The organism is Paenibacillus plantiphilus, from assembly GCF_927798095.1.
Classification (GTDB): Bacteria; Bacillota; Bacilli; order Paenibacillales; family Paenibacillaceae; genus Paenibacillus_Z; species Paenibacillus_Z plantiphilus.
Window position 1 is genome coordinate 123,908 of sequence record NZ_CAKMMF010000014.1, and the last position, 13,944, is coordinate 137,851.

Consider the following 13,944-nt stretch of genomic DNA (forward strand, 5'->3'; position numbering starts at 1 on the left):
AACAGCATCTTCAACTTTAATCAAACCTAGTCCACGTCCACACGCATCCGCTCCCAGCGGAAGAACCGTTGTACTTATCGAAAATGCAGTTAATTTGAATCTGTCTTCACCCAATATTGCGACAGGATGCTGTTTACTTCATTCGGTCTTTCCTGAACAGCCTGCGACCAGCTCATACCAGAGCTTGAAGTATAGGCGGCCATCGCCTGGATCAACTGGTTGACCTGATAATTCATCAGAACATTGCCGTCTTCCGCAATAAACTGCTCCACCTGGTTGGGAACACCCCCATTCCAATTGTTAACGGTCAACTGATCCGCGGTTCCATCGATCGAGATCGTGAGATGGCTGCCAGACTTGCCCAGAATCAAATCCAATGGATTCGCATTCAGATACACAACATCCTCGTTATTGGCAGTTGTGTCATAATCCGTAATCGTATCCTGGCCATACCCATAGCCGAAAATATAAGTATCATTGCCGATTCCGCCATCGAGGGTATCGTTGCCAGCTCCGCCATCCAAATAATCAGCGCCAGCCCTGCCGTAGAAGTTGTCATTGCCGCCGAGGCCAATCATGTGGTTGCTCTCGTCACCGCCGTACTGCACATCATTGCCTGCAGTGCCAAACGTATAGATTGGCTGGCCGATGACGCTGTCAAAGCCCCACTCCGTTCCATCGGCGAACAATATCCGTTCCACGCGATAGTACCCAGAGGTATTGAAATATTCACGGATCGTCACTTTGTCCGTACTGCCGACAATACCGATGGTCAAGCTGTCGCCGCTCCGGCTTAGCTCAACCTCTTGGGGATCAATATCAAACAGCTGCAGCGTGTCGATATTCCCGCTCGCTGAATCATAATCTGTTATCGTATCTTCCCCATAGCCTTTGCCGAACAAATACGTATCATTGCCACTATCCCCTTGCAGAATATCGTTGCCAATCCCTCCGTCGAGAACGTCATTGCCGGCTCCGCCGTAGAGCGAATCATTGTCAGCTCCCCCAAACAACGTGTCATTGCCGGACTCTCCTTGGAGCGTATCATTGCCGCTGCCGCCATCCATTCGATCATCGCCGGCTCCGCCGATCAATGAATCGATACCAATGCCGCCATCCAGCAGATCGTTTCCGGCTCCGCCTTGCAATGAATCGTTGCCTGCGCCTCCGTCCAACTGGTCATTGCCTGCTCCGCTGACAAAAGTATCATTACCGCCCAATCCGCTCATCACATTGATCTCGTCGCCGCCATACTGGGTATCGTTGCCTTCGGTTCCGACCGTGTAGATGGTTTGGCTTAAGACACCATTGTAATCCCACTTCGTTCCATCCCCGAACTGAATATACTCCACGCGGTAATAGCCGAAAGTGTTGAAATATTCACGGATCGTCATTTTGTCCGCAGTTCCGTCAACCAAAATGATCAGGTTATCTCCTATGCGCGAGAGCGTAACCTCATCAGGCATAATATCAACGAGCTGCAGTGTGTCTGTATTTCCAGCTGTGCTGTCATACTCATAGATGATATCTTGTCCATATCCCTTGCTGAACAGGTAGGTGTCATTGCCCGAGCTGCCCTCCAGCGTATCATTGTCCGCTCCGCCGTCCAGAATGTCGTCTCCTAAACCGCCATTCAGCAGATCGTCGCCATCTCCGCCAGACAATCTATCATTGCCTGCCTGACCCTGAAGACTATCATTACCGACTCCGCCGTCCAGAATATCATCGCCAACTCCACCATTCAGAACATCATTGCCGGCTCCGCCATTCAAAGCATCATTGCCCGCTCCGCCATCAAGCGTGTCATTGCCACCCAAGCCTAACATATCATTACGCTCTTCACCGCCGACTTGCGAATCATTTCCTTCTGTTCCAATGGTGAAAATCTTCTGGCTTATGACACCGCTATAATCCCATGTCACTCCGTCTGAGAACGTAATGCTCTCCACCCGATAATAGCCCAATGAATAGAAATAGTCCCTTATCGTCACACTGTCCGTACTCCCATTAACGCTAATAATCAGGTGATCGCCGCTTCGACTGAGTTTCACTTCGCTTGAGGCAATATCCATGAACTGCAATGTATCTGCGTTTCCGGCTGTCGAATCATATTCGGTGATCGTATCCTGGCCGTCTCCTCTTCTGAACAGATACGTGTCATTGCCGGCGCTGCCTTCAAGAGAGTCATTACCTGCTCCGCCATCCAGCAGATCCGAACCGGCTCCCCCTCTTAACGAATCTGCTCCAACGCCCCCGTAGAGCTTATCATCGCCAGCATCTCCGTTCAATTGGTCATCGCCTGCTCCGCCGTTTAACGTATCATCACCCGTCTGACCGTATAGAGAGTCATTTCCGATGCCGCCATCGAACAGATCATCGCCCGCTCCGCCATACAGTCTATCGTGACCGTCAAGACCATAGATGACATTCTTCTCATCGCCGCCGTAGAATGTATCATCGCCCTCAGTTCCCGTTGTATGCACCTGTTGTCCAATAATGGCGGAATAATCCCATACCGTTCCATCAGCGAACTGAATGCGTTCAATCCGGTAATAACCTGATGATGAGAAATAGCTTTGAAGCGTAATTTTGTCATCACTTCCTGCTACCCGCACAATGAGGCTTTCATTGTTGTCTCGGGCAAGCACAATCTCGCCTGGATTAATATCTTCCAGAATCAATGTGTCGATATTGCCGCTGAGAGCATCGCCGTCATAAATCGTATCTTGACCGGAGCCTTTACGGAACAGATACGTATCATTGCCCGTACCTCCTTCCAGCGTATCATTCCCCGCGCCTCCGTCCAGCAGATCGGCGCCATTGCCGCCATACAAGCGGTCCGCTCCTTCGCCTCCGCTCAGGCTGTCAGCGCCATCTTGCCCATTGAGCGAATCATCTCCCGCTCCACCCAGCAGAATGTCATTGCCGATTCCACCCTGCAGACTATCATTGCCCGTGCCGCCATCCAGCAGATCATCGCCGCCGCCGCTGTTCAGGCTATCATTGCCGCCCAGCCCAAGCATGACATTCTTCTCATCGCCACCGATAAGCGTATCGTTGAAGTCCTCCGTACCTGTTACATATACGGTCTGAGCAAGAATCCCGCTGTAGTCCCATATCGTTCCGTCAGCAAATACAATTTGCTCCACTCTGTAGTATCCGTTGCTGTTAAAATACTCCCGGATCATTACGCTGTCCGTGCTGTCCTTCATACTAATCGTGAGATGGTCGCCGGTACGGAGAAGCTTAATCTCGTCAGGAGCAATATCGACCAACCGCAAAATATCGTTATTGCCGCTGGTGGAATCCGCTTCATATATGACATCCTGACCAGAGCCCTTGCGGAAAAGATACGTATCGTTGCCCGCGCCGCCTTCCAGATTATCATTGCCTGCTCCGCCATCCAGCAAGTCGTTGCCATTGTTGCCGTACAACTGATCGGCCCCTTCATCTCCGCTCAGACTGTCATCGCCGTCTCTGCCATACAGCGTATCGTTTCCGCTGCCGCCTGCCAGTGTATCGTTGCCTGCACCGCCGTCCAGCAGATCATGACCGCTGCCGCCATCCAGCGTATCATTGCCGCCTCCGCCATTGAGTCGATCATCGCCGCCAAGACCGCTCATGACATTGCGTTCTTCACCGCCATTTTGCGTATCGTTGCTCTCCGTTCCAATGGTGAAGATGGTCTGGCTCATGACATGGCTGTACTCCCATAGCGTTCCATCCCCAAACTGGATATTCTCCACGCGATAATAGCCGCTTGTGTTGAAATATTCACGGATCGTCACTCGCTCCACGCTGTTAATTATCGAAATGACCAGGTTGTCTCCCATACGAAGGAGCTTCACTTCGCTAGGCAAAATATCAGCGAGCTTCAGCGTATCCGCGTTTCCGGCTGTCGCATCAGCGTCATAAATTGTATCTTGACCAGAGCCCTTGCTGAACAGATACGTATCGTTGCCGGAGCTGCCCTCCAGATAATCATTCCCGTTGCCGCCATCCAGAATATCATTGCCGGCTCCGCCAAACAGACGGTCCGCCCCTTCTTCTCCGTACAGACTGTCATTGCCGCCAGAGCCATAGAGCGCATCTGCCCCGCTGCCGCCGTTCAACATATCGTTTCCATCGCGGCCATCCAGATAATCATTGCCGGAGCCGCCTGCAAGAGCCTCATCCGCTGCCGTTCCATACTTCGTTACACCTGTAATATCTACAATCGGTTGATTAAGAACATCCTCATAGCTCCAAATCGTTCCATCGCCGAATTGAATCTGTTCCATCCGATAATTGATATTGAAATAGCCCTGCACCGTTAAGCTGTCTGTACTGCCGCTAATGCTTATGATCAAATCATTGCCGATGCGGCTAAGCATCACATCGTCATGAGCAATATCTAGAAGCTTGAGTATATCGACATTGCCGCTTGCGGAGTCATAGTCGCGGATCGTATCCTGACCATCGCCTCTGCGGAATAGATACGTATCATTGCCAGTACCGCCGTCCAAACTATCATCGCCAAGCCCGCCATCGAGAATATCTGCATCTGCACCTCCCGACAACTGGTCTGATCCTGATCCGCCTAACAGCGTATCGCTTCCAGTTCCGCCATCCAGCGTATCATCCCCGCTACCGCCGTCCAGGAAGTCATTGCCGGCTCCGCCATAAAGCCTGTCATTGCCGCTGCCTCCCGACAGTTGGTCGTTCCCCTCATTGCCTGTTAAAGTATCATCGCCATCCAAGCCGCTTATCCAATCGTCTCCGCTATTGCCTGTCAGCGTATCCTGACCTTCTGTTCCAAGGAGGTTCATTGGCTGCCTCAATATATCTTCCTGCGTCCAAACAGTGCCTTCCCCGAACAAAATCCGCTCCACACGGTAGTTCACACTATAGAAAAAGTGCTGAATCGTAATTCTGTCATTGCTGCCGTTAATAGCGACTATTAGATGATCGCCGCTGCGCGTAAGCGCAACCTCTTGCGGCGCAATATCAACAAGCTGAAGCGTGTCCAAATTGCCGATCGTTGAATCATTATCAGCAATTAGGTCCTGCCCATCTCCCTTGCGGAACAGATACGTATCGTTGCCGAGTCCGCCTCCCAGCGTATCGTTGCCCAGGCCTCCGTCCAGGATATCCGAGCCGGCTCCGCCGGACAGCGTATCATTGCCGGCTCCGCCGTTCAAGCTGTCATCGCCGTCAGAACCATACAGACCATCATCACCCAAGCCGCCGAGCAGCGTATCATTGCCGACTCCGCCGTCCAAGTAATCATTGCCATTGCCCCCGTCCAGCAGATCGTTGCCATTGCCGCCATAGAGCGCATCATTACCAGCTGCTCCGGACAATTGATCGTGACCGTCATTGCCGTGCAGCGTATCGTCACCTGACAAGCCGCTCAGAATATCGTCACCCGAATTCCCGGCCAGCGTATCATTGCCTTCCGTTCCGACCAGATTCATCGCCTGACGATAGACATCGTCATACGTCCAGACCGTTCCATCCGAGAACGCGACTTGCTCCACACGATAATGATAGCCGTAGGAAGAAGCATGGTAGGTATAGGTATAATAATTTTGAATCGTGATTCTATCTTGGCTGCCCTTTACAGCTAGGATCAGATGGTCGCCGTTGCGTGAAATCGCCACCTCATTCGGCATTATGTCGACGAGCCGCAGCGTGTCCAGATTGCCGGTTGTTCCATCCAAGTCTGTGATAACGTCCTGACCATCTCCCTTGCGGAACAGATACGTATCATTGCCGCTGCCGCCTTCCAGCGTATCGTTGCCTTGGCTTCCGTCCAGCGTATCCGACCCTGCTCCGCCGTACAGCGCATCATTGCCTGCCCCGCCATTCAGGCTGTCATCGCCCTCTGAACCATACAGACGATCGTTGCCCTCACCGCCATGCAGCGTATCGTTGCCTGCATTGCCGTCCAAATAATCATGGCCTTCGCCACCATCCAGAGCGTCGTTGCCATTGCCGCCATAGAGCGTATCGTTCCCAGCTCCGCCGGACAACTGATCGTGACCGTCATTGCCATACAAGGCATCATCGCCTGCCATGCCGCTCAGAATATCATCACCCGAATTGCCGGACAGCGTATCATTGCCTTCCGTTCCGACCAAATTCATCGCCTGACGATAGATATCATCATACGTCCAGACTGTTCCGTCCGCGAACGCGACTTGCTCCACGCGATAGTGATAGCCGTAGGAAGAAGCATGGTAGGTATGGAGATAATAATTTTGGATCGTAATTCTATCCGCGCTTCCCTTCACAGCAATAATCAAATGATCGCCGCTGCGCGAAATCGCAACCTCATCCGGCATAATATCGACAAGCCGCAGTCTATCCATATTGCCGCTTGTCCCATCCAGGTCGGCGATGACGTCCTGACCATCTCCCTTGCGGAACAGATACGTATCATTACCGACACTGCCTTCCAGCGTATCGCTGCCTTGACCTCCGTCCAGCATATCCGAGCCGGCTCCCCCGTACATCGCATCATTGCCGACTCCGCCATTCAGACTGTCATCGCCCTCAGAACCATACAGACGATCATCGCCAATGCCGCCTACCAGTGTATCATTGCCGGCTCCGCCGTCCAGATAATCATTGCCGACTCCACCATCCAACAGATCGTTGCCATTGCCGCCATAGAGCGCATCATTACCAGTTGCTCCGGACAATTGATCGTGACCGTCATTGCCTTGCAGCGTATCGTCACCTGCCATGCCGCTCAGAATATCATCACCCGAATTGCCAGCCAGCGTATCGTTGCCTTCCGTTCCGATCAGATTCATCGCTTGACGATAAACATCCTCATACGTCCAGACCGTTCCGTCCGCGAACGCAACCTGCTCCACACGATAGTGATAGCCGTAGGTGGAAGCATGGTAGGTATGGAGATAATAATTTTGGATCGTAATTCTATCCGCGCTTCCCTTAACCGCAATAATCAAATGATCGCCGCTGCGCGAAATCGCAACCTCATCCGGCATAATATCGACAAGCCGCAGCGTGTCCAGATTGCCGCTTGTTCCATCCAAGTCTGCGATAACGTCCTGCCCATCTCCCTTGCGGAACAGATACGTATCGTTGCCGATACTGCCTTCTAAAGTATCGTTCCCTAGATTTCCGTCCAGCGTATCCGAGCCGGCTCCGCCATACAGCGCATCATTGCCGACTCCGCCATTCAGGCTGTCATCGCCCTCAGAACCATACAGACGATCATCGCCAATACCGCCTACCAGTGTATCATTGCCGGCTCCGCCGTCCAGATAATCATTGCCGACTCCACCATCCAGCAGATCGTTGCCATTGCCGCCATAGAGCGTATCCATACCAGCACCGCCGGACAACTGATCGTGACCATCATTGCCATACAAGGCATCATCGCCTGCCAAGCCGCTCAGAATATCATCACCCGAATTGCCGGACAGCGTATCATTGCCTTCCGTTCCGATCAGATTCATCGCCTGACGATTGACATCCTCATACGTCCAGACCGTCCCGTCCGCGAACGCGACTTGCTCCACGCGATAGTGATAGCCGTAGGAGGAAGCATGGTAGGTATGGGTGTAATAATTTCGAATCGTGATTCTGTCGTCACTACCCTTTACAGCAATAATCAAATGATCGCCGCTGCGCGAAATCGCAACCTCATCCGGCATAATATCGACGAGCCGCAGTCTATCCAGATTGCCGCTTGTTCCATCCAAGTCTACGATGACGTCCTGGCCATCTCCCTTGCGGAACAGATACGTATCGTTGCCGATACTGCCTTCCAGCGTATCGCTGCCCAGGCCTCCGTCCAGCGTATCCGAGCCTGCTCCGCCATACAGCGCATCATTGCCGACTCCGCCATTCAGGCTGTCATCACCGTCAGAACCATACAGATAATCATTGCCATTGCCACCTAGCAGCGTATCATTGCCGGCTCCGCCGTCCAGATAATCATTGCCGACTCCACCATCCAGCAGATCGTTGCCATTGCCGCCATAGAGCGTATCGATACCTGCTCCGCCGGACAACTGATCGTGACCATCATTACCATACAAGACATCGTCGCCTGACAAGCCGCTCAGAATATCATCACCCGAATTGCCGGACAGCGTATCGTTGCCTTCCGTTCCGATCAGATTCATCGCTTGACGATAGACATCCTCATACGTCCAGACCGTCCCGTCCGCGAACGCGACTTGCTCCACACGATAGTGATAGCCGTAGGAGGAAGCATGGTAGGTATAGGCGTAATAATTTTGAATCGTGATTCTATCCGTGCTACCCTTAATAGCAATAATCAAATGATCGCCGCTGCGCGAAATCGCAACCTCATCCGGCATAATATCGACAAGCTGCAGTCTATCCAGATTGCCGCTTGTCCCATCCAGGTCAGCGATGACGTCCTGACCATCTCCCTTGCGGAACAAATACGTATCATTGCCGCTGCCGCCTTCCAACGTATCGCTGCCCAGGCCTCCGTCCAGCGTATCCGAGCCTGCTCCCCCGTACATCGCATCATTGCCGACTCCGCCATTCAGGCTGTCATCGCCGTCAGAACCATAAAGACTATCATTACCCAAGCCGCCGAGCAGCGTATCATTGCCGACTCCGCCGTCCAAGTAATCATTGCCATTGCCCCCGTCCAGCAGATCGTTGCCATTGCCGCCATAGAGCGCATCATTCCCGGCTGCTCCGGACAATTGATCGTGACCGTCATTGCCTTGCAGCGTATCGTCGCCTGCCAAGCCGCTCAGACTATCATCACCCGAATTGCCGGTCAGCGTATCATTGCCATCCGTTCCGATCAGATTCATCGCCTGACGATAGACATCCTCATACGTCCAGACCGTCCCATCCGCGAACGCGACTTGCTCCACTCGATAGTGATAGCCGTAGGAAGAAGAGTAGTAGGAGTAGGCGTAATAATTTTGAATCGTGATTCTATCCGCGCTTCCCTTCACAGCAATAATCAAATGATCGCCGCTGCGCGAAATCGCAACCTCATCCGGCATAATATCGACAAGCCGCAGTCTATCCATATTGCCGCTTGTCCCATCCAGGTCGGCGATGACGTCCTGACCATCTCCCTTGCGGAACAAATACGTATCATTGCCGCTGCCGCCTTCCAACGTATCGTTGCCAAGGCCTCCGTCCAGCGTATCCAACCCTGATCCACCGTACAGCACATCGTTCCCGGAACCGCCGTTCAGGCTGTCATTACCCTCTGAGCCATACAGGCGATCATCACCGCCCTCGCCAAACAATGAATCGTTTCCTCCGTAACCCTCCAAATAATCATTACCGCTGACGCCTGTAAGGGTGTTGTCCGCAGCTGTTCCATAGAGGGTTATTCCTGTTAATAGCTGGATAGGCTGATTCAGTACATCCGCATACATCCAAGTGATTCCGTCAGCAAATTCAAACCGTTCGATTCTATAAGCGTGACTATAAAAATAATTCTGGAGTGTTATCCGATCATCGCTGTCCGCTAGAGTTATAATCAAATGATCGCCGCTGCGGCTCAGCACAGCTTCACTCGAAGCAATATCCGTCATTCGAAGTGTATCGACATTACCTGCAGTTGAATCATAATCATAGATCGTATCCTGGCCATATCCCTTGCTGAATAAATAGACATCATTGCCCGCGCTGCCATCCAGTTGGTCGTTGCCAGTCCCCCCGTCTAAAAGGTCCGATCCGATGCCGCCATTCAGCACGTCCGAGCCTTCCCCTCCGATCAGACTGTCATCGCCTTCCTGTCCATACAGCGCATCATTGCCGCTCCCGCCAATAAGCATATCAATGCCGCTTCCCCCTTCAAGGGTATCATCGCCGCTGCCGCCGTCCAGATAGTCATTACCTGCCCCGCCATTAAGCGCATCAAAGCCGATACCCCCAAGAAGACGGTCATCTCCTTCATTGCCGTTCAGCCGATCATTTCCTTCAAGGCCGATTAGAACATCGTTGCCGCCATTGCCTGTCAGTGTATCCTGATTCTCGGTACCTGTCAGATTCAACGAAAAACTGTACACATCCGCGTATTTCCATATGCTGTCGTCAGCGAATTGAATCTGTTCGACCAAGGATTGGTTTTGAAAATAGTTCCGAATCGTCACCTTATCCGCACTTCCGTTTACAAGAAGCTCCAGATCATTGCCAATTCGATTGACGGTTACCTCTTCAGGCGTTATATCAATGAGCCGCAGCGTGTCCGAAATGCTTCCCGTGCCGTTCTCATTAATCGTATCCTCGCCGTCACCCTTGCGGAACATATACGTATCGTTGCCTGCTCCACCCTCCATATAATCGTTGCCGACGCCGCCATCCAGAAGGTCAGCTCCATCGCCGCCGTACAGCTTGTCAGCTCCCTGATCGCCATAGAGCGCATCATCGCCGGCCAGCCCGTTAATAATATCATCGCCTTCGGCTCCCTTGAGCGCATCATGAGCAGAGGAGCCATTAACAGTATCATTAACCGCAGTACCAAGCCGCGTATATCGGCCTGCCGAATCAATAGTCCATCCCAACGAAGCATCCATCCCCACAAAAGTATCTCTCAGATGCTTCATATCCACATTGGCTTCCATCCCCAAGCCGCGAAGCATTCTTACAAACTCGCTGATTTGCTCCCGCCCTTTATCCGGCTCAGTAAGAAACAGGCTCTGCAAACGCTGCATAACGAGCGAAATGTTGGTTGCAATTGCGCCCGAGGCTCCGATGGAATAAGAGATTGATGCTGTTAATGGCTTGAGATGAGATTGAGAGATCAGCTTGCCGTATATACTCTCTGATAGCTGTTGATACGCTGCATGCAGCACATCGGCAGCCAAAGCATTCGGAATGCCATTAGAGGATGTGCCAAGGAAGGATTTGCCCAGCAGCCGCTCCATGGCTGCAATTTTTCTGGCATCAACTAAACCGCCTCTGGAGGTCGGATCAATCTTCGCGCTCCCCGTCCAGCGGTATAGAATATTGTCCAGCGTAATGGAGCGAACCGTAATGCTCTTCTCCTGCGTGAACGCTGCAACGAGCTTCTTCAGCTCCGCATCCCTTATCATTGCTTGATGAAGAGAATGCACATTGCCGTATCCCCGGACGTTCGGAAGCAGCTTGATATCTGTCGGAACGTCAAGAATTTGCTTCGCCTGGCTATTCATTTCATCGCGTACAAGCATGTACTCTCCGACTTCATGCACACTGCCATCATGCTTGGCATACGTTCCCACAGCCCGCTTCAGATTTCCCTGCGCGTCTGTCCGATTGACAGCAGTATTAGAAGTGCTGATCTCCTTAATGTTCAATTGCCCCATCGTAAACAGCTCATCAGAGCTGGATAGCCCGTCCTGATTAAGATCCCGCCAAACTCTCAGTTCCCCGAATCTGGCATCCCCGGCATTGATTTTCCCATCGCGATTGCTGTCCAGATCCGCCAGCGCAGCGAATCCATTGGCAGCCCTCGTACCATCCGACAATGGTGTGAAATCCCCGAACAGCTCCGTTCCGTCATTAATGATGCCATCATTATTGCGGTCCATAGCCAGCAAGCCGTCATCCGGCGCTACCCACCCGCTCCGCTCCGCGAATTCGTTGCCATCATGATCGAAATGCGGACTATCATTCACATTGGTCGTCTCGATTCCATCCCCATCCAGATCAAGGATGAGCGGATCAACAGGAGCCGGAGCGATAATACTTGCTCTATCAAATTCGGCTGCAATACTACCAATACCAAATTGCATGCCGAACAAGGAATCTCTCGATTTGGCGATTTCATCAATGAGTATAGATAAATCGACCTTTTTCAGAACCTTTTGATTCGTATCCATGAACTCTATAAACTGAATAACAGGAGAGAATAAACCATAAATCTCGATCTTGTCTGAGTTGCTGAATTTTAACGTCATAAAATCCGACGCTCCTGGCACTGGGAAGGATATCTCCATGTCAGTCCAGCTATAGCCGTTTAGTTGCAATATATTATCGTCGCTGGAATCGATGATCTGGTCAGTGCCATCACCTTTGTGGAACACATAAATATCCGCATCTTCGCCGCCATAAAGCGTATCGTTGCCTGTTCCGCCAATTAAAGTATCCTTGCCTTCACCACCATGCAGTTCATCATCGCCCACTTCACCGAGCAGCTCATCGATCCCATCTCCGCCATAGAGAATGTCGTTGCCCTCACCGCCGAGCAGCATGTCCTCCCCGTCATCGCCGTAAAGCTCATCAACGCCTACACCGCCCAGAATCGTATCATCGCCGTCTTCTCCAAACAGCGTATCATCTCCAGCGTATCCAATGATGGTGTCATTATATTCCGTTCCAAACAGAATATCGTTCCCGCTTGTCCCCTCAATTGCCACAAGCTCAGCAAATCTCTTACGATGGGTTATTGTGCCCCATTCCATAGGAGTTTGAATCTCCACAAATTCAATGATCGTCCCACTTTTAACCGTAATTTGATCATGACTGGAGTGGAAATTGAAGACGATATCTGTGCCATTCCTCGTCACATATAAATCTTTGAGAGCATAGCCCTTAATAATAACCTCGTTCTCATCGTATTGATCCTCTATCGTATCCGATCCGAAGCCTTTTTCGAATACATAGCTGTCAGACCCCTTCCCTCCCTTCAGATAATCACCGCCAATTCCACCGATAAGAGTATCGTCGCCGCTGCCTCCATATAAAATGTCAGATCCAAGTCCGCCATCAAGCACGTCATTGCCGGCTTCACCCAGCAGAAGATCCTCGCCGGAATTCCCCGTTAAGTGATCGTCGTCATCTCCACCGAGTAAAACATTGTTTAAATAGTCCCCATTCAATACATCTGAATTATCTGTCCCTTTGATAAAATAAGGCGTGATGTCCTTATCTTCCGACATGCTCTGGAACATCCCATGGAATGCATTTACTACCGATTCAGAATAATCAATAAAATTATCTGCCCAAGTTCCTGTCATGTCATTCTGATCAGCAATCGTAAACGGCTTGAGAAAATCCTCAATGTAATAACGGATGACATTGTTCAAATTCGAATTATTGTTGGTTGCTTTACTTCTCACAAAATTCCCGTTATTCAATGTGCCATCCGATTTAATAAAGTATGAAGAATAATCCCCTCTTAAGAAACTGCCGCCGGCATATCCACCCGGTATTAAAAGCTCTTCTACGTTATGTCTTCCAAATAGCATTTTCTCAAAATATGCAGCGATATCTGAAAATTTGGTAAAGTCAGGAGTTCGGCCAATGGTAGCGAAGCCCTGATTGAAGATATAGGTTTGCCCCAAGTGCGTGCCAACATTGCCTACAACGTCTGATGAGCTGACATAGTTCACGATGCTGGCATCATAATTGCCCGTATATTGGGAAGCATCAGCTACTCCCGGCGCATTGAAGGTAACTGCGTTCAGACCGTGATTAGTTGCGCTTGCAGAGCCCTGATAGTGTGCCGCCAGAAGACTGCTGATATATCCACCCAGAGACTGGCCTGTGATAGATATATTATTACTCCCGCCGAAGCCCGTAATAATGGAATCAATAAATTTGATCGCTTCCGGAAGCTGCGGGTTATCCCCCCCTTGTGCAACTCCTAAGTAATCACTGTAATAAGCATCTTCAAGAAAAGGTATAAAGTCATCCCATGTACTAGGTTTATTCCATGTAATATTTCCGATTTTATAAGGATTGTCTGTTCCGCGAATAGAAATGACAATATTGCCTGTTGAATTTCCCGCTGTATCGAATTCTTTGAAAGCAGCAGCATATAGACCGCTTCCATCATAAGAAAAGGTGCTGTTGTCGTCGACAACTCCGATAACTTCCCAATAATTAGAAAATCTGTCGTCGAATTTCGCTCCTATCTCAAGATCAGGCTGGCCTCTTAATTGGTCATACACAACTGCGCTTAAAAATCCATAACTAAAATCCCGTACACTCATT

At 50.9% G+C, this 13,944-nt stretch carries 1 protein-coding gene; it reads right to left on the reverse strand.

The features are described 5' to 3' along the window. Positions 1-89: 89 nt before the first annotated feature. Positions 90-13,943 (reverse strand): calcium-binding protein, encoded by a 13,854-nt coding sequence (locus tag L6H65_RS13965; protein WP_290370427.1) that lies wholly within the window; start codon positions 13,941-13,943, stop codon positions 90-92. Position 13,944: the final 1 nt, after the last annotated feature.